The organism is Microcoleus sp. AS-A8 (genome assembly GCA_039962225.1).
Lineage (GTDB): Bacteria > Cyanobacteriota > Cyanobacteriia > Cyanobacteriales > Coleofasciculaceae > Allocoleopsis.
Genome location: JAMPKV010000018.1, coordinates 76489 through 97366, shown reverse-complemented (window position 1 = coordinate 97366; position 20878 = coordinate 76489). Strand labels below are relative to the sequence as shown.

The window sequence follows — 20878 nt, the reverse complement described above, 5'->3', positions numbered from 1 at the left end:
TGATGAGAATTGATACGAAGGAGAAAGCCTCTGGCTCATTACCAGAGGCTTTCTTTTTGGCAATGAGCTAGCGAGGTCGCGAAAAAAGTTCACTTTTTTAATATTTCTTTGTTTCTAGTACAGACAGTTCCCCCCTGGCTCGTCAAAGCAGTAATTTCCTTGGCTCGTTGTGCCAGCGTTTCGGGAAGTTCAAGCGTGACAATTTTCAGTCATGTCTCACAAAAAGACCCTTTTCCGTCTGATTGTATCTATGAAGTTTGCCCGAACCTGCTCCGAAAGACTTGCGATCGCTGACATATGACGGCTTTATTCAAAGCTGATAGCAACACAAAACGAGTTCCTGAATGTAGGCTATAGAGTGGCACTGCCTACCAATGAGTAAAGTTAAAATTGCAGTAACGCTTGGGGGTAGCCTTAACCGATGACAGCATCCATTCTCACAGCCATCCAAAAAGCTGATACCCTACAAATTCCCCAATGGCAGCCAGCGACTTGGGAAGATTACTTACGCTATCGCGACGATCCTACTCCTGAGAGAATGAGATTGTTTTTCAATGGCAACTCTCTTCTTGTTGATATGGGTTCAGAAGGTATTAACCACGCTAGAGTGAGTGACTTATTTACACTGCTGTTTGGCTTTTGGTTCAGTCAGTTTGTAGTGCAAACGGCGGAGTCTCTGGGACGTTGCTTACTGGAAAAGCCCAATCAACGTGCCGCAGCACCCGATTTAGTGCTGTATATCGGAGAAGGTGTGCCGCAATGGCAACCCGGTGAACTCCGTCGAATTGATCTGACTCAGTGGCGAGTTCCTGACTTAGTGGGTGAAATCTCTGATACGACGCTGGCAACTGACTTAGATGAAAAGAAAAAACTCTATGCTGCTCTGGAAATCCCTGAGTATTGGGTAATTGATGTGCAGGGGAAACGAGTGATTGCGTTTCGGTTGCAAGCTGATAAGAAGTATCAGCAATGTGTTTACTCTGTAGCATTGAAAGGGTTGCCAATTCCCCTTCTAGACCAAACCTTAGAACGCTTGGTTGAGGAAACTAATATTAGTGCGGCTAGCTGGTTTGCTCGACAAATCGCTGGTTTCAATGTGGAATAAAGGCAATTTCCTTGTCTTTGGGAATGCTTCACAAATTTTCTGGAGAAGAAGATGTAATTGCTCTCCCTAAATTTATAATTCGTTGCCTCGATTAACCCAATAATGCCAATCTGCGATCGCTTCTTGGGTTTCGGGGTTGGCGTCAATTGCCTCTATCTCGTAGAGGGGAACAGAAAACACATCTTCAGCCTCACCTTCTCGGTAAAGCACCTCAACAAACATATCTTTTCCACAATCGTCCTCTGGTGACATTTCCTGGACTTCAACCTCTTCGGATTGACCTTTTCGGTTTATCCATTTAGCTTTAAAGGGAAAATTGAGTTTACCGTCGAGGTAGTAATACCAACCCATTACCTGTTCTTCTTCGTTGTAGGCATCGACGATAATCTCCATCTCGATGCGCTTCTCTCGACTTTCGTCGTATTCAACGCTGGACATAAGCCGCCTCCTTGGTGGGACGGAACTATGATACGAGAAATTTTTCTTGCGAACTCGCCAAAATTTTAGCTTCAGCCATGCCTAGTCTACAGGCTAATGTATATCCCACACTTTTTTAGCCAACTGAGTTAGCATTTCCTGGCGACGCTCAATCGATTTAGAATTCCATTCCTCAAAACTTTCTAGGTCTTTCACAGCACGGTCAACTGCTGTATCTATACCAACAATTACTTGCTTCGGTATCGATTTGGTAATAAGAAAATTTGATTGTGGATAGGCCTGTTTTTTGAATTCAAACGGCTTATTACTTATTGCAGCATTAATTGATTTCTCAAGTAGAGTAAGATTTCCTAAGCGCTTAATGTATGTATCTATTTCATTAGCTTTATCAAAGGCCAACTTTATTTCATCTGTAGTATTTTGAGGTAATATATGTTCGACTGTTACCTTTTTATTGATATAGGTTTTTAGCTCCACTGCTGCTCCACTACTTCCCCAAGCAAGCTCGTCAATGTACTGAGTTAGCTTTGCCAGAATATAGTGCATCATTTTTTTCTGCATAGATGATTCATCCAGCTTACGAAATGCAAGTTCAAAACGTTCAGCTAGCTTCTGTTTAGTAGGCTGAATCTCATCTGCAATGAATGTATCAAAATCTGCCTTGTCTTGCACTTGACGAAGTTTTGCCGTCCATAAAGTAAACAGCGTTTCTAGTTTATTAGTCCCTTCACGAGTAATAATATAGGCAAATAATAAATTCTCAATATGACGAGATAATTCTGTAAAAAGCTCTGGATGTAAGCGCTGACCCGCCAAGAGTAGCATCAGATGCTGCTTGGTAGAAAGATAGCCTATGTTTACCAGATAACGATTTTGTCTAGCCTGTGAATCTTGGCCATTTTTGAATTTAACGAAGGCTTGGGCAGCTTTAAGAAGCTCATCAACAAAAGCAATGGGTCTTGTTCTATACCCACACAGCTCTTTATTTGCCGACAACCAATCGTATATTCCATCCTCTCGCAGACGCTCTCCAGCATCGTACCGTGCTAATATAAAATATCTGAGAAATCGCAAAGGCTTCTCATCTGCTTCAAACAATGTATCAATCATTTTTTTCCACTTATTTTTAAGCCGTTCAAATTCTTTATCTTTGACTTGCATAAACATCAAATTTTTTAGCAAGTCCATAGCATCGAGACCCACACCGCGATTGTTGATAGTTGCAAAAACGGTTAGTGCGTGTGCCATACTCGGTGTTTCTACACGAACAACTTTTACATTTTTTATAAAATAAGCATAGAATCTTTTAACTTTTTGAACAGCTTCCTCATTTTGACCAAATTTACTAACAAGAAAGTCATAGATAAGATAATAAGCATTTTTTATATTCTGTACTGAGCTAGTTTCAGAAATATCATCAAAATTTTCTTGTAGGGCAATTTTTTCCAAAACGCCACGACTATCTTCATACTGAAGTTCAACCCTGTTTCGAGATTTTTCGTCTCCTTCATCATCAATATAAGTAGAAGCAATAAGGCTTTTTATAGAATCAAGAGGTTCATCTGGCTTAATGTTTTTTCGATAATCCCTTATAGCACAAAGAGCCAAGTATGCCGTCGTCATCCGCTGCTGACCATCAATCAATTCATACACATTATTTTCCCTAACGCAGACAATGATGCTGCCAATAAAGTATTCTGAAGATGGGCTAGATCGATTTGAAGAAAACTCAGTAAAAATATCATTTAAAAATGCATTAACATGTTCCTCTTCCCAAACATACTCGCGCTGATAATCTAGAACAACATAGAAATCATTAAAGAGCTTTTCAAGAGTAAAGTCGTGAGATTCAATAGTTGCCATTTGGTATCTCAGAAACGAATGAGCTATTGGGTATTTAACTATGTTAGATATTCATACCTCACTGTAACGCGATCACACTTGTGCCAGTAAGGGAGCGATCGCTAGTCCTTTGGAGGAGGGCAACCAGCCATCACCCAATATACGAGCCATTACCTTTAGTTGAGAGCAGGTCTCAAGCCACGCTCAACCGCCACTTTCAACGATCGCGCCTTGCGTACTAAGCCACTTCGGTAAACCTGCATCAACTTATCGAGTTGATTGGCTTCTTCATTATTGAGTTGCCCCTCGCGATTACGCTCCAAAAGCTCACTCAAAGCTTCTTGTTGCTCTGGTTCCATCTGCATATCGCACAGCGCCAAAACCCAATCATCGGGTAGTGACTCCACAGGGAGTTCTTGACTAGCACGATCAATCCATTCAACTAACACATCTTCAAGTCGTCGGTTCGTCAGAGCAGCAATTTCTTTGGCTCGTTGTGCCAGCGTTTCGGGAAGTTCAAGCGTGACAATTTCAGCCATTTCTTACAAAAAGAGCCTTTTCCTTCTGATTCTATCCATGAAATTTGCTCGAACCTGCTCCGACGCAGAATATCCGCTGGCGCAAACTTCATCAGGAAGTAGCTGCGGAAGGTATACGACTCATCCGGTTTGAGGATAGGGGGACGGTGCGATCGCCCATTTTGTAGCATAGATGTAGTATAATTAGGGTATTGCCCTGCAAACGGCAAATATCAGTCCATTACCCTGGCAAGACAAGGAGCCAGTCCTATGATTCCCCGAAGTAACATCCGAAACATTGGAATTTCTGCCCACATCGACTCTGGTAAGACAACCCTGTCGGAGCGGATTCTCTACTATACGGGCAAAATCCACAAAATTGAAGAAGTTCGGGGAGGTGGTGCCGGTGCCACAATGGACTTCATGCAGTTAGAGCAAGAAAAAGGCATTACGATTACCTCTGCTGCCACCACCTGCTTCTGGCATGACACCCAAATCAACCTGATCGACACTCCCGGACACGTAGACTTCACCATTGAAGTCGAGCGTGCCTTGCGGGTTCTCGATGGTGCGATTATGGTGCTGTGTGCGGTGGCGGGTGTCCAGTCACAGTCCATCACCGTGGATAGACAGATGAAGCGCTACCGAGTGCCGCGTATTGCCTTCATTAATAAGATGGATCGGGTGGGTGCCAATCCCTTCCGCGTTGTGCAAGCGCTTCGAGATAAGCTGAGTTTGAACGCCATACCCCTTCAGTATCCCATTGGCAGCGAGGACAAGTTTGAGGGCGTTATCGATTTAATTGAGATGACAGCAAGCTATTTTGCTGGAGAAAAAGGCGAAGAACACCTGATTCTACCGGTTCCTGCTAACTTGCGGAGTGAGGCAGAAGAGGCACGGGAAAAGATGCTTGATCGCCTCTCCATGTTCTCAGAACCGATGATGGAGAAACTGGTTGAGGGTGAAGAGGTTCCCAAGGAGATGATTTGGGAAACGATTCGCAAAGCAACATTAACTCTGGAATTGACTCCCGTGCTCATGGGTTCAGCTTACAAAAATAAAGGGGTGCAAAACCTGTTGGATGCCGTGACTCTCTACCTGCCATCACCAGAAGATCGGGAAGTGGTAAAGGCGATCGACGTGGAAACGAATGAGCCGGTTCATGTCTATCCTGACCCGGATGGCCCACTTGTCGCGCTCACGTTCAAACTTACCGACGAGGAAACCGGACAGCTAACCTACACTCGCATCTACTCCGGCACACTCCGCAAAGGAGATACCCTCTACAATACCCGTACTGGTCGGCGGCTGCGGATTGGGCGATTTGTGCGGATGCACGCCAACCACCGGCAAGAGATCGCAGAAGCGGCAGTGGGTGACATTGTGGCACTGATTGGTATGAACTGTGCCTCTGGCGATACCCTTTGTTCGGAAGGGACAAACCTCTCTTTAGAAGGGATGTTCGTACCAGAACCCGTGATTACCCTCTCCGTTACCCCGAAGCATCAGGAGGATGCGGATCGGATGTCGAAAGCGCTGAATCGCTTTATGCGTGAAGATCCAACGTTCCGGGTTAGTGTTGACCCAGAATCCAACCAAACCCTGATTTCGGGGATGGGTGAACTGCATCTCGACATCTATATGGAGCGGATGAAGCGGGAATACCATGCAGAGGTTTATGCGGGTGCGCCTGCTGTAGCTTACCGCGAAACCATCTCGCAGGCAGGGAAATTCGACTACACCCTGAAGAAGCAGACAGGAGGTTCCGGAGATTTCGCTCATGTCACAGGTCGAATTGAACCGTGCGATCAGCCGTTTGTGTTCGAGAAGCGGGTGGTTGGGGGTGCCATTCCCAGCCAATTTATCCCGGCGTGTGAGAAGGGGTTCCGTGATGCACTTACCAGTGGACTTCTCATCGGTTACCCGGTGACTGGGGTTAAGGTGATTCTGGAAGGGGGTTCGTACCACCCGGTTGATTCTTCGGAATTGGCATTCCGAGTTGCAGCCAAGCATGGCTTCGAGCAAGCCTTCGCTATGGCTAAGCCAATTATCCTGGAACCGATTATGCTTGTGGACGTGGAAACACCCAACGAGTATGTGGGACGGATACAGGGCGATTTATCCTCTCGGCGCGGATTGGTACTGGGTTCCCAGACGATGGAAGGGTATGCAGTGATTCGTGCTGAAGTACCACTCAAGGAAATGTTCGGGTACTCAATGACAGTGCGATCGCTCACTGCCGGTCAAGCTAGCTTCACGATGGAGTTTGCAACTTATCGTCCAGTTCCAGCTAGCCAACAAGCACAGCTAACCGCAAAGGCGCTTAGGTGAGGCTGATAGATTCCCGACTTCTTGAAGAAGTCGGGAATATCTACCGAACATCTTTCTCAATCAATCCCTTCCAAACCAAGTATCCTTGCCCATTCAAATGGATGCCATCTATTGTATATCGAGCGTCTAATTGATTATTTTCATCCAAAAAAGCCGAGAATAAATCAATATAGTGAAATGAAAACTCTTGCGTTAAAATTCTCAATTGAGCATTGAGTTCAATAATTTTATTATTCGTCCCATTGTTAGGGTGTTTTTGATTATTTAGAGGTAGAATGCTTTGCACAAAAACTTCTGTTTTTGAGGTCTTATCTTGAAAAGACTTCAAAATTATTTTGTAGGTATTTAAAATAACTTCGACGTTCCTTCCTTGATTCAAATCATTGATTCCAATCATCATAAAAATCTTCCGGGGTTTGGATTCAATCACCTCATCTATCCGGTTTAACAGTCCATTGGTAGTATCCCCAGAAATTCCTCGATTTTTGAGGTGAACATTTCTAAAAAATTCATGCCATTCACAGGCATTCGTGAGGCTATCTCCCAAAAATACGATATCTGATTCTGATTGGGGTAAAGTATCGAAGTGGCTTTTTCTCTCCCAGTAGTAAGGGGTGTCATACATAAATTTTGCTCTCGATGCTGCACTTTGCAAGAAGGAAGTTTTACGAATTATATAAGGAATTCCGCCTTTTGAGTAAACCCAAATACTGCCTAGCCCTAAAATGAATATATTAAAGACTAGGGAAATGAGGAAGACAATTTTAACCACTGTGTCTATGAGTCGGCACGTCAAAAAATCACACAAAAGTCAGCTTATCACTAACTGGCTAACTACCACTAATAACAATTCTTCTTGGTAATAGATATAAATTGTCACTCTAGGGGTGCTAATTCAATTGTAAAAATATCTCTTTTTTCTTTCTGTGCGCTCTCTGTGTCTGGAGTGGGACGCTTCGGCAAGCCACTACGCATCTACGTTTAAAAATAAAATCCAATTACATCAAGATTTCGAGGACTTGAAACTGACGCTACGCGCTAGGCAGATGGCACCTTTTTTTGTGGAGAAAGAGTTCTGCGTGAAGAGTAGAAGAAACGCGGTAGCGGAAGCGTGGATGACCCTGGAAACTCACAGTCTGATAGGTTTATCCCTACAACACAACAGAAATATCATCAACCACAGAAATTCGTCCCTTACGCACGGAATAAAGCAGTCGATTGATCACGCACAGTTCATCCTCTAGAAGCGAGTCTTGCAACAGTGCCGCCATTAGCCCATAACGGTCAGCCAGTGTTAGACGACCGGAAACAGTGGCACTAGCAAATAACTCATAGAGGGCTGTGGGTAACAATTTTACAGATGTCATGGCTCGACTATAGGACTCCTAGTGAACTATCACCGCAAAATGCAAGACTTATGCGAAAATCTAGCCATTGAGCGCTCGCCTGAACATGCCGCCTCAGATACCCCCTGAAAACCCCTCTAGCCATTCTTGGGAAAACACATCGGCAAATTTCATCAAACATTCATCCCTTGAGAGCTTGCCGCAGGTAATTTCTTTACAAAATGTTAGATAACTTAAGGATAGCAACGAAGCGGTGAGTTTTCAATCACTTTAGACCAGAAGTGATTCAACGTTTTACAGCATGTAGGCGTCGAGAGCTGAATCAGCACGCAGGATTTAGAGGGTTGACCAGCTTAAATGGAAGCCACCGCCTTCTTTCTTCGGCCTAAAGCCGGATGTTTGCCAGAACTCTACTCAATCCCTACCCTTCAAGATGCGAAGATAGGCAAAGCCTGTCTAGATCGTGAAACGCTGAGTGAAACTATGGTGAGTAAAGAGCAAATCTTGCAATGGTTGCAGGCTGTGGCATTAGTTTTAGAGCAGAATAAGGATTATCTGACCCAACTCGATGCTGCAATCGGAGATGCTGACCATGGCATTAATATGAATCGGGGTTTCCAAAAGGTGATCGCTCAGTTACCTAGTGTTGCCGATCACGATATTGGTACTATCCTCAAAGCGGTTAGCATGACCCTGATTTCTACTGTGGGTGGTGCGAGTGGGCCACTCTACGGAACGCTGTTTCTGCGAGCAAGTACAGTAGTAACGGGTAAGCAGGATCTCACGGATGAAGACATGGTAACGTTCCTCCAAGCCACAGTGGATGGTGTTGTGCAACGCGGTAAAGCCAACTTGGGTGATAAAACCATGCTGGACGCTCTTTCTCCCGCCATCGATGCCTTTAAGGACGCGATCGCACAAGGCGCAAGTACGCCAGAAGCCTTACAAAAAGCCGTAGCCGCCGCTGAAGCAGGCATGAAAAGCACCATTCCTCTAATAGCCAAGAAAGGACGGGCTAGCTATTTAGGCGAAAGAAGCAGTGGTCATCAAGACCCCGGTGCTACTTCTACTTATCTCATTCTCCAGGCGCTACTGGATACTGTTAATAGTCATTAGTTATTGAGCATTTGTCATTCATTATTAATCGCCGAAAATTTCTCAAAACCGTTGGACTGGCTGCATTCGCCGCTCAGTTGCCGCCTATCGCTCAAGGGTACCCCTCCCCGGAAACGATTCTGAAACCACCCCGCTTAAAAGTGGGCGATACCGTTGGATTAATCAATCCTGCAAGTCCGATTGAACCTAAAGATATTGAACAGGTCAAACAAACCTTGGCAGGACTGGGGTTAAAGGTTAAATTGGGGGCGCATATCCTCGATCGCTACGGCTATCTCGCAGGAACCGATGCTAACCGTGCGGCTGATGTCAATGCGATGTTTGCCGACTCATCGGTTCAAGCGATTCTCACCCTGCGCGGAGGTTGGGGTTGTAATCGGATTTTGCCACTCCTCAACTACGATCGCTACCGCACCTCTCCTAAAATTCTCATGGGCTATAGCGATATTACAGCTCTGCTCTTAGCCATTTATGCCCGCAGTGGAATCGTCACCTTTCATGGAGCTGTAGGAACGTCAACCTGGAATCCATTGACAGTGGATTATGTGAGGCGCATCCTGTTTAACGGGGAAGCTCTCACCCTACAAAATCCCCGTCCTAACCGCGATAATTTGACGACAACCCCAATCCGTGTGGAAACCATTACTCCTGGAAAAGCCAGGGGGAAATTAGTTGGCGGCAATTTATCCGTACTTGCCGCCATGGTGGGTTCAGCTTACCTACCTTCCTGGAAACAAACCATTTTATTTGTGGAAGAAATAGGGGAAGACCCTTACCGAGTAGACCGGATGCTAACTCAGTTAAAATTAGCAGGAATCTTGCCCCAAATCGCTGGGTTTATATTTGGACAATGTACTAATTGTGTGCCAAAAGACAAGGAAGATTCATTAACGTTGGCACAAGTATTGAGAGACCATATTCAACCCTTAGGTATTCCGGCTTGGTATGGTTCGATGATCGGTCATATCAAGGATAAATTCACAGTACCCGTTGGTTTGGAAGTGGAAATTGATGCTCATCAAGGCACGATTCATCTGTTAGAATCTGCTGTTGTCTGAACGACTGTTTTAGTCAATCTTCACGCGGAAGCGGATTGAACCAAAATTGCTCCCCTCTTCATTAGAGATATCCCCCAGATTCACAATCACGGCTCCCTCAGGATTAGTTTGGTTAGAGCAGGAATTTCCCGCAGGTAACGGTGCCAAGGGTGAGAAGAAAGTACCTTCTCTTGGGGTTATTCCATTCAATGCCTGAATAGTATTAGGAACAAATGTTGTTCCTGTAGGAATCAAGTCACAGACATTGACGTTGGTGACTGGGCTACCTCCATCCGAGAGAAAATAGACGGTGTAATCCACTTCATCGTTAGTTTGTAAAGGATAGTCAAGCCCCAGATTATAAAGTCCCGTTGGCGAGAGTTGTGACCAACCCGGTGCATTGTCATTCTCATCATTTGGGTCATCCACAAAGCTCGCGAAATTAATCCCTGCGAGTGGTAGCCCACTTCTGGTTACATTCGTAATTCGCTTCACCAGACGCAGATTAGCTGCCCCAGTCGTGACAACGCGGGTGGGGTCGGTTACAGTGTTGTTCGTCTCATTACTATCCCCTGTTGTGGAAACTACAGCTTGGTTGGAGTAGTTACCGGGGGGTGAGGTTACGTTAACGTTGAGTGTGATGTCTGGAAGAGTGCCACCGGGATTAACAGCAGGGCCATTGTATACACAGGTAACTTGTTGCCCGACGGCGGAGCAGTTCCAGTTATTGCCCGTAGCGGAGACGAAATCGAAACCCTCAGGCAAAGTATCTGTTACCGCTACCGGGCCATAGGTGGGTCCCGTAGCCGTTGGCAAATTTTGCACTCCCAAGGTGTAGGTACCGGTTTGGCCTTGAATGAAGTTACCGGAGTGAGTCTTGGTAATGGCTAAGTCCGGTAGAGGTGGAGTGGCTATGGTTTCCACCTGCACATTGATCAGTTCATGAAAATTTATCCCATCCCCAGTCGAGCTGGCAAAACCAAACTTGAAACTATCGGGTCGGTTGGCTGGAGCTGGGAAAGCATCTAAAACAGTTTCAAAAGCTGAACCTGTCCCATTCGGGTCTATTTCTAGAGTGATGGTGTTATTGGTACTGAGCGTAACCCTAACTCTCCTTCTTGTGCCTGAAGCTGTGCGCGAAGTAGCTGTCGGGTTATCAATGCTGAATCCTCTAGGTCTAGTCGTTAAGTTACCGGAATTGCCGAGGAAGCAATATCCTGTTGTCCCACTACCGGGACCTCTGACTGTTACTGAGTCTTTAACCTGTGCCTCTGGTGGAGACAACCCCGGTCCAAACCCGAAGGGAGAACGATTTGGACAACCATTACCTCGTCCTTCATAGTCATTAGCAAAATTGCCAAACTCATCGATTCCAACACCGATGTAGGCATTTGTTAGCCCATTTTCCTGGGCAGTATTGCTGAATTCTTGGGCATACCCCAAGGCACCACCTGGAGCACCATAAACAGGTGCATTAGTCCTGCCGTCGAACAAGAAGAACGTTGTCCCATCAGCCCCAGAACCAGCTCCTAAGCCGCCACCTCCGTAAGCGAAGTAATCGAAGGTAATGACCAATCCTTGATTGGAAGGAATGGCATAGTCGTAAAAAACAAAACTTCGTATGCCTTGGAGAGTGTTAGTCAACCGCAAGGCTCCAGCTCCGGGAGCATCGGCGGTTGTAGCACAGGTGGGAAGTGACCCTGGCGACGATGACCCTGTAGCTGTCAAGCAAGGGGTAAATGTTCCACCCCCTGTCCATCCATAGGAAGTCGCATCGGTGAAGTCCTCTTGGACGATGGTGACGTTAGCGGCTGCGGGTGAGCTGTTAACTGCGAACAGTAGGAGTGTACTGCCAAGCAGCCAGCCGAGACGCTGATGTTGAATTACAGAAGTAAATTTGTGGTTAACAAATGGCATGAGCGAGCATAGCAACAGCGGCCATCGTGAGACACACGACAGCTCAGGCTGTTAGCATCCTTCAACAAAGAATTGGCTTAATTTCTTAACGAGGTAGATGCTAATGGCTAATTAGTTGCCTCGACTCTCCCTAAAGAGGGAAATATTTGTTAAGGTGGATTGTGTCATGAACAAAGCTGGCATATGAGCAGCTACAACACAAAAGATCGATTTTGTGTTCACCCCACAAAGAGATGTATTAGCACCGATTGAGAAACTCCTTGTTGGCAAGATTTTATAGTTTTTAAACAGCCTATATTTAGGGCGAATAACTATTAGTATTTGCAAAATTCTCAAGAAGAATAAAATCGCCGATCATATGAGGAGGGCTGGGGGGAGATCAATAGCCGCTCAAGCACGGCAAAATTTCCTCTACGGTGCGTTAGTCCTGATTCTGTCCCATTGCTTGACCCGCTAACCATCCCGTCGTCCAAGCACTCTGAAAGTTAAATCCACCCGTGACGCCATCAATATCCAAGATTTCTCCCGCAAAGTAAAGACCCGGAACTAAACGACTTTCCATCGTCTTAAAGTCCACTTCTTTTAAACTTACCCCGCCACAGGTAACAAACTCCTCTTTAAAAATCCCCTTTCCTTTAATCCAATACTGTCCTTGAATCAGTTCTTGAATGAGTTGGTTGAGCGCTTTTTTCGAGACTTCCGCCCAACGTTCTTCTGCACCAATACCAACACTAGCCACTAAACTCTCCCACAAACGCTTAGGGATAGGCACAGGACAACTAGTCGTGATTTGGCGTCGCGGCAACTGAGACTTAACGGCCAATAGCATTTGACGCAGACTTTCTTCGTTGTACTGAGGAAGCCAATTGACGAGTAAAGGAGTTTGGTAATGATGCTGATGTAAAAATCGAGCACCCCAAGCAGAAAGCTTGAGAACCGCAGGGCCACTTAACCCCCAGTGAGTAATTAACAATGGCCCTGTTTGCTCTTTTAAGGTTTTACCCGCTTCCGGTAATCGTAAATGAGCATTACTCACACTTACCCCTGCTAAATCCTGCAAGCGGCGGTCAGGAATATTGAAGGTAAACAGAGAAGGAACAGGGGATACAATTGTGTGACCTAACGCTTGAGCGATCGCGTAACCTTGGGGATTGCTACCCGTGGCGAGGAGGATGCGATCGCACCTTAAAATCTCACCCGTTTTTAATTCAACCTCAAACGCCCATGGGGTAGGGTTGCTATCCTTATTTTCTCCTGAGAGTCGAGAATGTTGTGGTTCAATTGACTTCACTGGTGTACCCATGCGAAACCGGACTCCAGCATCCTCAGCGGCATTCATCAAACAATTCACAATGGTTTCTGAATTATCTGTGACGGGAAACATCCGTCCATCGGACTCGGTTTTCAGCTTCACACCCTGAGACTCGAACCAAGCAACGGTATCCTTCGCGTGAAATCGCGTAAAAGCCCCCCGCAACGCTTTGCTGCCTCTGGGGTAATTTTGCACCAAAATCGCTGGGTCAAAGCAGGCATGAGTGACGTTGCAGCGTCCCCCACCCGAAATCCGAACCTTAGATAAAGGCTGACGCCCAGCTTCTAGTAAAGTAACTTGGGCGTGGGGATGGGCAGACGCACAGGTCACTGCACCAAAAAAACCCGCCGCACCACCCCCGATGACTATAATTCGTAAAGGTTGCAAAGTTAATAAAGTACCAATAAAAACGAACGTTTTCTACTCTTCATACTCTTCAAAGTCTTCTTTCGTTACACCACACACAGGACAGACCCAATCTTCAGGGATATCTTCAAAAGCGGTTCCCGGTGCAATATCACTATCCGGGTCGCCTTCTTCCGGGTCATAGACGTAGCCGCAAACGGTACAGAGATATTTCTTCATTGTTACTCCTCCAAGCACCGAAAATAGTATAAACCTCCAGAAAGCGGCTTCCGGAGGCTAAATATTTTATTTAGGTTTAGCTAAACGGTCGCTTTTTGCTTCGACCAGACACCATTTTCATCTTCTTCATACTGTTGGTGAACCGTCTCCCAAGCTGCCTGTTCTGCCTTCAGCGGGTCTTCTGTCTCATCGAAGACAGTGTTGTAGCGTTCCATGAAGGTTCTTTGAGCCTCTTCAGAGAGATGCGATCGCACTTCTGGAGACAAGTCCCTAGCCTCATTACACCGACCCGGACAGGCGCGAGGTAGGGTCATCTCAGTGGTATGCACTTCTTCCCCACCCGCACTTTCCAATAGCAATTGAAATTCTCCACTTTTATTGGCGGGGACTTCTGCCATCACCAGAAACTCACCCGCTTCCACGCGAGTTTGGTAAATGGTTGCCTTCTCTTCCGGCATTCCCCAGGCGACAAGGGCAGAAACTAAACCTGCACCCGCACTTCCTGCGATCGCTCCACTTGCCGCACCCAACAGTAGCGCACCTAAGGGGCCAGCTGCTACTACAGGGCCAACAAAGGGAATAAACAACACACCAACACCCGTTAGTAGAGCCAAAAAGGAGCCAAATAAGGAACCAAAAACTGCACCGGATCGCAATCCCCCAAAGACGACATCCCGTTTAGTGATAAAACCGGCAATTCGGGTTTTGGACTGAAAATTTTTGCCCATGACCGAAATGTGGTCTTGAGGCACGCCCCGATCCATTAATCGCCGCACCACTTGATCGAGTTGCTCTTGTTCCTTAAATACGGCTGAAACCGTGCGTTCTGCTTTATATTCGTCAACCATTTTTACCCTCCGTAGGCATATGTTCTGATTCTTGATGTCTCTAGAAGGCTACTTGACGGCTTATTAGCACAAAATCGCCCTTAAGATTGATTATTTAGCAATATTTAAAGATACTTGATAAATCCTGTATGGAGTGTTACAGGTTAAGCTTAATAACGCCGAGTTTTCTGAACGCCGTAAGCCAATCCCGTGGCGATCGACAGCAAAATTAAGATCCAAACCACAATACCCGGTAAAGCCGTGAAACCAGGAACAGCAAAGCCTCTCAGGACATAAACAATAACAGTAACCGCCAGAGTACCAGCAAAAACGTAAGACAATATCTGAGTATCAGATGGGGGAGATTGACTCATAGGATTTAGATTTGAGAGGTTAGATTTGGGATTGGATAGAAATCTAGTTGGGTGCAAGAATTTATACACTCATACTATTCCTTCCGTAGCGGGTTGCCACTCGATGAAACAGACCATGTTCAAAATTCTCCAACATTACTGGACTGGAATAGCCGTTTACGATCGAAATCAACCCAGAAAACGCGGGGACGTGGGGACACACAGACGCGGTGCAAGTAGTCTAGGAGTGAGATATTAAATACCTAGCTTGGGAGATTATTGTTGGATTTGCATTTAATAATTTGGAGTAAAGCACTTACAGGAGAGGTATGGCTTTATGTCTCAGCCAAATGATAGCTGCTTGGTTAAGTTAGTTTAGTTGCACATCTCATCTAAGCCCATGAAACGACTCCAGCAAACAACTGCCGGTTTAGCTTTTACGCTGTTGGTATTAGCGACAGGATGCGGTAAGGAGCAGACTCCACAACCTGATGCCATCTTTGTCTTAGGGGGAGCAACAGAGCGAGAGCGGTTTGCGGCTAAGTTTGCTGCACAGCACCCAGAGCTACCCATCTGGGTGTCGTCGGGTAGCCCTAAAGACTACGCAAAACGCGTATTTGCCAAAGCAGGAATTAAACAAAGTCGCGTCCACTTGGATTATGAAGCAGTGGATACAGTGACTAACTTCACAAGTTTCGTGGATAAGTTTCAATCTCAGGGAGTGGATAGCGTTTATTTAATTACTTCTGACTACCATATGCGCCGCGCCCTTGTTATCGGTGAAATTGTGTTTGGCAGCAGAGGAATTAAGATTTCTCCTGTACCGATTCCTACGGGGAAGCCTACCGAATCCACAAAAAAATGCCTTCGAGATGGTGCAAGAGCCATCCTTTGGGCCAATACAGGTCATACCGGCGCGAGTCTCTCTCAGAAAGCAGACATTGCCCAAAAACCGAAACTCGATTCTAGTATGTTGTTAAGTGCTTGCTACCGATAAGTGCAACACAAAATTGGCAAGGTGTTCAGAATCACCTATTCTTTTTTGGCAACAACACGGAGCCTTTGATAATCAGCAAACCAAGTGCCATCCCCATATAACTCTGGTCGTAATTGATGTTCAATCTTTTCAATAACACCTGTGCGTTCGTTAATCGGGATAGCTTGGAAAAAGCTATTGGCGAACATTTCCAGCCAGTTTTGCAAACCTTTTTCGCCATCTTCTAGGGGTGTTGGACGCTCGAACAAAGTGGCATAGGTTACTGAAAAGCCTTGTTTTTCCAGTAGAGTTGCATAATCTCCGATGCTAGGAAAATACCAGGGGTTACGCTCTGGTTCTGCCGGATAGCCAACGATTTCTAAGGCATGATTAATCGCCGTTACGATTGCTGTGATATTTCCTTTACCACCAAACTCCGCCACAAAACGACCGCCCGGTTTTAGAGCATTCCCAATACAAGTGATGACTTTTTCCGGTTCTTTGATCCAGTGCAGCGTTGCATTAGAAAACACCGCATCAAACGGTTCCACAAAATGAAAATTTGTGGCATCGGTAACTTCAAATTGCAAGTCTGGATAATTCTGCTGAGCTTGTGAAATCATCGTTGGTGCCCGATCAATGCCAATTGCGATCGCACCGCTTGCGGCAATTTCCGCCGTCAGTTGCCCAGTTCCACACCCCAAATCCAGGATTCGCTCACCCCGCTTTGGGGACAACAATTCTAAGCAGTCAGCACCATACTGCCAAACAAAGGAATGCTTGCTTTCGTACAATGCACTCTTCCACTGATTCTCTGCCATTGAACAACCATTCTCCACGGCGATGATGAGTATAAATTAATCCTATCCCCACCTCCCCTGCCCCCCGCCCCCCCTGCTACCTTAAGCACTACATTAAAATTAAAGGCGTCACAGCTTATCCCGATTCTGGATAGCCTCAAAAAGGTTCACGATGAACAAAGATTTTTAACATAAACATCTATCTTAAGAGGGATTGTTGCTATTCTCTAAAGTAATAAATTTCGTGATTGGCAGTTGTTCATAAGCACAGACATGGCCACGACCCGGAAATCAAGCTCTTAGTTGGAAGGGAGTAAGAGCTTTCCGTGAATCTAAATAGTGTGTTGAGTATCGCTCAGCTTTGCTAAACAGCCAGGAGAAATATGTTGGGATTAAGGCATCCTCAGCTACACACCTATGTCATGGCTTTTCTGGCTGTTACCCTAGCGACATTAGTCACGCTGCTGTTGCGATCGCTAATTGAGCCGACTTTTTTTTTATTGTTTTTTGCGGCTGTATCCTTTAGCGCTTGGTATGGTGGCCTTGGGCCAGGGATGTTAGCGACTGTTCTGAGTGTTGTAGTCTACACTTACTTCTTTATCGCTCCCTTCGATTCCTGGGTTATCAGCCTGGGTGATATTATCCGGCTGGGATTATTTATTTTAGTGGCATTGTGGATCACTTCCTTAAGCACTCAATTGCGAATGGCAAAGCGGCGAGTTGAGATGAACCTGCTGAAATTAAAGGAGAGCGAGGAACGCTATCGCTCCAGCCAACAGCTGTTCGAGAGCTTTATGCAAAACATTCCGGGCACAGCTTACATCAAAGACGCTCAGGGGCATTACATCTATATTAATCCCGTCGGCGAACGGGTACTCAACCGAACGCTGACGGATATTGTCGGGAAGACGGATTTCGACCTCGTGCCGGAAGCCGCTGCACGGCAGATTCATGCTCATGACATAGCTGCTCTTGCTGCAAACCAACCCATTGAGGTGCTAGAAACCCTGCCCCTGTTAGAGGGTAAGCAGTATTGGATGTCCTTAAAGTTTCCCATCAACGACGCCTGTGGGAAGTCGCTTCTGGCAGGCATGTCCTTTGACATCACCGATCGCAAACATGTCGAAGAGGCACTCCGACACAGTGAAGAACGTTTCCGCATTGCTCAGGAACTTTCCCTCGATGCCTTTACCGTCCTGCGGAGTGTGCGAGATGAAACGGGAAAGATTATCGATTTTGAGTGGACTTATGTAAATCCCACCGCTGCCAGAGTTCTTAATCATACAATCGAAGAATTGGTGGGTCAGCGTCTTTTGCAGCTTCTTCCGGGCAACCAAACGAATAATGACTTGTTTGAGCGCTATGTGAAAGTAGTTGAAACCGGAGAACCTCACGATCTGGAACTCCACTATGAGTCGGAAGGCATCAAGGGCTGGTTCCGCAACATGGCGGTCAAATTAGAGGATGGGGTGGCGATTTCCTTTAGCGACATTACCAAGCGTAAGCAGCAAGAAGCCGAACGAATTGAGTTGTTGGAACGGGAACGGGCGGCACGGGCACAAGCCGAAACGGCAAACCGTGTCAAGGATGAGTTTCTCGCTGTCCTCTCCCATGAATTGCGCTCCCCGCTGAACCCGATCCTGGGTTGGTCAAAGTTACTCCGAACTCGCCCCTGTGATCAAGCAACAAGGGAGCGTGCTTTGGAAATTATTGAGCGTAATGCCAAATTGCAGACCCAACTGATCGAAGAATTGCTCGATGTTTCACGCATTCTGCGGGGCAAACTCAGCTTAACTCCCAGTCTTGTCAACCTGCAAACGACAATAGAAGCGGCATTAGAGACAGTGCGTTTGGCGGCTTCAGCCAAGTCTATTCAAATTGAGACGGTATGGGAACTCGCTCAAGGGCAAGTTTGGGGGGATGCCAATCGCTTACAGCAAGTGGTGTGGAATCTACTCTCTAACGCGGTTAAGTTCACACCCACTGGCGGGCGAGTTGAAATCAGACTGGGGCAAAGCGGGAAACAAGCGGTAATCCAAGTCAGCGATACAGGCAAGGGCATCAGTCCGGACTTCCTGCCCTTTGTTTTTGATCGCTTCCGCCAGGAGAATAGCACGACGACACGAGCCTTTGGGGGGCTGGGGCTGGGGTTAGCGATTGTCCATCACCTGGTAGAACTGCACGGCGGAACAGTCGCTGTCGCCAGTGCTGGAGTGGGGCAGGGAGCGACTTTTACCGTGACGCTACCGCTGAGGAACTTGGAGGCGATACCAAAGACAAAAGACGGGTTGTCCCTCGATTACCCCAATCTCGAAGGAGTCCGTCTCCTGGTGGTGGATGATGAGGAGGACACCCGTGAATTGTTAGTCTTTAGCCTGGGGCAGTATGGTGCCCAAGTGGCTGCCGTGGCGACGGCGGCTGAGGCTCTCCGGGTATTGGCACAGTCACAAGTAGATGTTTTGTTAAGTGATATTGGGATGCCGGACGTTGATGGTTATATGTTGATGCGTCAAATCCGATCGCTGCCACCAGAGCTAGGGGGAAAAATTAGAGCGATCGCCGTAACCGCCTATGCTGGAGAAGCCGACCATCAACAGATTCTCCTGGCTGGCTTTCAAGGACATATCACCAAGCCCATCGATCCAGCCGAGTTAGCCAAAGCGATCGCGTCTGTTGTAGGATACACCGTGCAAAAAGTGTAATCTTAACTTTCACCAGAAAAGGAGAAAAGGCAAAGGGCAGAAGGCAGAAGGCAGAAGGCAGAAGGCAGAAGGCAGAAGGCAGAAGGCAGAAGGCAGAAGGCAGAAGGCAGAAGGCAGAAGGCAGAAGGCAGAAGGCAAAGGGGCAGAAGGAAAGGAGGAAGGTTGCAAGGTAAAAGGAAATGATGGCTGTTTAGCCGGACATGATATGCCAAACTTTTATTCACAACAAATCAAAGGTCATCCGTTGGCTTGGATGATCGGTGTAAGCATCCTCATCCTATTTTTGTGCAGCAGTCTCCGACACGCGCTGTTTCAATCCACCGGCTGGGATTTGGGAATTTTTGACCAAGCCATTTACCTGATTAGTCAAGGACAACCTCCGATCTCTTCTTTGATTAAGGTTCACATTCTGGGCGATCATGCGGCTTGGGTGTTTTATCCCCTAGCGTTGCTATACAAGATTTATCCCAATGTCCACTGGTTATTCTTGGTGCAATCAACGGCTGTGGCATTGGGAGCTTTGCCGACTTACCATTTAGCTCGTTTAGCAAGCTTGAGAGAGGGACAAGCGATCGCATTAGCTGCCGTTTACCTGTTGTATCCGGTAATTTTTAATGCTAATTTGTTTGATTTTCATCCAGAAGTGATCGCCGTCCCTGCACTTTTAGGTGCTGTTTTAGCCGCTCGCTTGAATCAGGTTTTGTGGTTTTGTCTAGCAATTATTTTAGTCTTGGGTTGTAAGTTTATTTTAGCTCTGACCGTTGCAGCGCTTGGCTTCTGGCTGCTGGTGTTTGAGAAGAAGCGTTTATGTGGGGTGTTAGCAATTGTGGCTGGAATTGCCTGGTTTATTATTGCCACCAAAGTCATCCTCCCCATATTTAATCCTCAACAGATGACCTCGATATCTCGTTATGGTTATCTAGGTAATTCGATTTTTGAAATTGCCCAAAATTTGTTTCTCAAACCCAGCTCCATTTTCCAAGTCGTCTTATCATTTGATAATCTTAAATACTTGATTTTGGTGTTTGCGCCCGTGATTTGGGGACTCTCGCTCCAGCATCTCATTCCGTTAATCCCGGCGGTACCCGCCCTAGCCTTGAATTTGTTGGCAGATTACCAACCGCAAAAAGATATTGTGGCGCAGTACTCTCTCCCCATTGTGCCGTTTCTGATGTTAGCGCTCATTGCAACCTTAGGGGATGGTCGGGGATGGCTACGCTCCAAACGCGCTATGGTAGTGTGGTCTTTAGTCTTTTTCTTGGTGTTCGCTCGCTGGAGCTATTTTTTCACCAAATACTTACCTACTATTGATACTTGGCAAGCCACCCGTGAAGCGATCGCATTGATTCAAACTCAAGGGGGTGTTTATACCACCAATGAAATTGTTCCTCATTTGAGCCATCGACCCCTGATTGAGCGCACAGTTACCACTGAACCGCATGATCTGAATAAATTCCAGTATGTGTTATTAAACTTGCGTCATCCGGGGAGTAATAGTTCACCAGAGTTTGCGGCACAACTGGTTGAACAACTTCAACAAACACCCCAATTTCAAAAGCGTTATCAGCGTGACGGGGTTATGCTATTTCAGAAGGTTACTCCGTAGTTGGCGATCGCTCAATAGTATGAGATAGCAATTCTCTTTGATTTGTAAACAATAAACATCTGCGATC

18 protein-coding genes are annotated in these 20878 nt (G+C 46.3%); 7 read left to right on the top strand and 11 right to left on the bottom strand.

The annotated features are described in order from the left end of the window. The first annotated feature begins 421 nt into the window (after window positions 1-421). Entirely contained in the window at window positions 422-1105 is a 684-nt protein-coding gene (locus NDI48_23965; protein MEP0834226.1) for a Uma2 family endonuclease, read from the top strand. A gap of 72 nt (window positions 1106-1177) precedes the next feature. Here NDI48_23965 and NDI48_23960 read toward each other — a convergent pair whose 3' ends face one another. The 3 genes from NDI48_23960 to NDI48_23950 form a co-directional block, all read right to left on the bottom strand. Further along, window positions 1178-1543, bottom strand: a complete 366-nt coding sequence (locus NDI48_23960) for a calcium-binding protein (protein ID MEP0834225.1) — start codon at window positions 1541-1543, stop codon at window positions 1178-1180. A 93-nt stretch (window positions 1544-1636) separates the two neighbouring features. Next, on the bottom strand, window positions 1637-3406 hold the full coding sequence (locus NDI48_23955) for a DUF262 domain-containing HNH endonuclease family protein (GenBank protein MEP0834224.1): 1770 nt from the start codon (window positions 3404-3406) through the stop codon (window positions 1637-1639). A gap of 155 nt (window positions 3407-3561) precedes the next feature. Beyond that, window positions 3562-3924: a hypothetical protein gene (locus tag NDI48_23950; protein MEP0834223.1), complete on the bottom strand. Its 363-nt coding sequence runs from the start codon at window positions 3922-3924 to the stop codon at window positions 3562-3564. A gap of 249 nt (window positions 3925-4173) precedes the next feature. On the opposite strand from NDI48_23950, the gene fusA reads away from it, so the two are divergent. Further along, the gene (gene fusA, locus NDI48_23945) at window positions 4174-6234 is read left to right on the top strand and encodes an elongation factor G (protein ID MEP0834222.1); all 2061 of its coding nucleotides are present in this window, start codon (window positions 4174-4176) and stop codon (window positions 6232-6234) included. A 40-nt stretch (window positions 6235-6274) separates the two neighbouring features. Here fusA and NDI48_23940 read toward each other — a convergent pair whose 3' ends face one another. Beyond that, a complete protein-coding gene (locus NDI48_23940) occupies window positions 6275-7006 on the bottom strand; it encodes a GDSL-type esterase/lipase family protein (GenBank protein ID MEP0834221.1) in 732 nt (243 codons plus the stop codon). A gap of 379 nt (window positions 7007-7385) precedes the next feature. After that, window positions 7386-7601, bottom strand: a complete 216-nt coding sequence (locus NDI48_23935; protein ID MEP0834220.1) for a hypothetical protein — start codon at window positions 7599-7601, stop codon at window positions 7386-7388. A gap of 336 nt (window positions 7602-7937) precedes the next feature. On the opposite strand from NDI48_23935, the gene dhaL reads away from it, so the two are divergent. Further along, complete coding sequence (gene dhaL / locus NDI48_23930; GenBank protein MEP0834219.1) at window positions 7938-8696, top strand: dihydroxyacetone kinase subunit DhaL; 759 nt, start codon at window positions 7938-7940, stop codon at window positions 8694-8696. Between the two features lie 11 nt (window positions 8697-8707). Then, window positions 8708-9754 (top strand): LD-carboxypeptidase, encoded by a 1047-nt coding sequence (locus NDI48_23925; protein MEP0834218.1) that lies wholly within the window; start codon window positions 8708-8710, stop codon window positions 9752-9754. Between the two features lie 9 nt (window positions 9755-9763). Here NDI48_23925 and NDI48_23920 read toward each other — a convergent pair whose 3' ends face one another. The 5 genes from NDI48_23920 to NDI48_23900 form a co-directional block, all read right to left on the bottom strand. After that, window positions 9764-11650: a DUF11 domain-containing protein gene (locus NDI48_23920; GenBank protein ID MEP0834217.1), complete on the bottom strand. Its 1887-nt coding sequence runs from the start codon at window positions 11648-11650 to the stop codon at window positions 9764-9766. A gap of 421 nt (window positions 11651-12071) precedes the next feature. Further along, on the bottom strand, window positions 12072-13349 hold the full coding sequence (locus NDI48_23915) for an NAD(P)/FAD-dependent oxidoreductase (protein MEP0834216.1): 1278 nt from the start codon (window positions 13347-13349) through the stop codon (window positions 12072-12074). Between the two features lie 33 nt (window positions 13350-13382). Further along, window positions 13383-13547 carry a rubredoxin gene (locus NDI48_23910; GenBank protein ID MEP0834215.1) on the bottom strand — a complete coding sequence of 55 codons (165 nt, stop codon included), beginning with the start codon at window positions 13545-13547 and terminating at the stop codon, window positions 13383-13385. An 80-nt stretch (window positions 13548-13627) separates the two neighbouring features. Next, window positions 13628-14395: a ChaB family protein gene (locus NDI48_23905; protein MEP0834214.1), complete on the bottom strand. Its 768-nt coding sequence runs from the start codon at window positions 14393-14395 to the stop codon at window positions 13628-13630. Between the two features lie 149 nt (window positions 14396-14544). Next, window positions 14545-14748 carry a hypothetical protein gene (locus NDI48_23900; protein ID MEP0834213.1) on the bottom strand — a complete coding sequence of 68 codons (204 nt, stop codon included), beginning with the start codon at window positions 14746-14748 and terminating at the stop codon, window positions 14545-14547. Window positions 14749-15127: 379 nt separating this feature from the next. On the opposite strand from NDI48_23900, the gene NDI48_23895 reads away from it, so the two are divergent. Continuing rightward, on the top strand, window positions 15128-15724 hold the full coding sequence (locus tag NDI48_23895; protein ID MEP0834212.1) for a YdcF family protein: 597 nt from the start codon (window positions 15128-15130) through the stop codon (window positions 15722-15724). Window positions 15725-15759: 35 nt separating this feature from the next. Here the strand turns inward: NDI48_23895 and NDI48_23890 are convergent, their stop codons facing one another. Further along, entirely contained in the window at window positions 15760-16524 is a 765-nt protein-coding gene (locus NDI48_23890) for a methyltransferase domain-containing protein (GenBank protein MEP0834211.1), read from the bottom strand. Window positions 16525-16886: 362 nt separating this feature from the next. Between NDI48_23890 and NDI48_23885 the strand changes: the two genes are divergently transcribed. Both NDI48_23885 and NDI48_23880 read left to right on the top strand, forming a co-directional pair. After that, complete coding sequence (locus tag NDI48_23885; GenBank protein MEP0834210.1) at window positions 16887-19205, top strand: ATP-binding protein; 2319 nt, start codon at window positions 16887-16889, stop codon at window positions 19203-19205. A gap of 205 nt (window positions 19206-19410) precedes the next feature. Then, window positions 19411-20811, top strand: a complete 1401-nt coding sequence (locus NDI48_23880) for a DUF2079 domain-containing protein (GenBank protein MEP0834209.1) — start codon at window positions 19411-19413, stop codon at window positions 20809-20811. Window positions 20812-20878: the final 67 nt, after the last annotated feature.

Coding starts and splice junctions, on each gene's coding strand:
- NDI48_23885 (MEP0834210.1), top strand. CDS start 16,887: ATGTTGGGATTAAGGCATCCTCAGCTACACACCTATGTCATGGCTTTT.
- NDI48_23910 (MEP0834215.1), bottom strand. CDS start 13,547: ATGAAGAAATATCTCTGTACCGTTTGCGGCTACGTCTATGACCCGGAA.
- NDI48_23950 (MEP0834223.1), bottom strand. CDS start 3,924: ATGGCTGAAATTGTCACGCTTGAACTTCCCGAAACGCTGGCACAACGA.
- NDI48_23960 (MEP0834225.1), bottom strand. CDS start 1,543: ATGTCCAGCGTTGAATACGACGAAAGTCGAGAGAAGCGCATCGAGATG.
- NDI48_23905 (MEP0834214.1), bottom strand. CDS start 14,395: ATGGTTGACGAATATAAAGCAGAACGCACGGTTTCAGCCGTATTTAAG.
- fusA (MEP0834222.1), top strand. CDS start 4,174: ATGATTCCCCGAAGTAACATCCGAAACATTGGAATTTCTGCCCACATC.
- NDI48_23880 (MEP0834209.1), top strand. CDS start 19,411: ATGCCAAACTTTTATTCACAACAAATCAAAGGTCATCCGTTGGCTTGG.
- NDI48_23965 (MEP0834226.1), top strand. CDS start 422: ATGACAGCATCCATTCTCACAGCCATCCAAAAAGCTGATACCCTACAA.
- NDI48_23895 (MEP0834212.1), top strand. CDS start 15,128: ATGAAACGACTCCAGCAAACAACTGCCGGTTTAGCTTTTACGCTGTTG.
- NDI48_23890 (MEP0834211.1), bottom strand. CDS start 16,524: ATGGCAGAGAATCAGTGGAAGAGTGCATTGTACGAAAGCAAGCATTCC.
- NDI48_23920 (MEP0834217.1), bottom strand. CDS start 11,650: ATGCCATTTGTTAACCACAAATTTACTTCTGTAATTCAACATCAGCGT.
- NDI48_23955 (MEP0834224.1), bottom strand. CDS start 3,406: ATGGCAACTATTGAATCTCACGACTTTACTCTTGAAAAGCTCTTTAAT.
- dhaL (MEP0834219.1), top strand. CDS start 7,938: ATGGAAGCCACCGCCTTCTTTCTTCGGCCTAAAGCCGGATGTTTGCCA.
- NDI48_23900 (MEP0834213.1), bottom strand. CDS start 14,748: ATGAGTCAATCTCCCCCATCTGATACTCAGATATTGTCTTACGTTTTT.
- NDI48_23935 (MEP0834220.1), bottom strand. CDS start 7,601: ATGACATCTGTAAAATTGTTACCCACAGCCCTCTATGAGTTATTTGCT.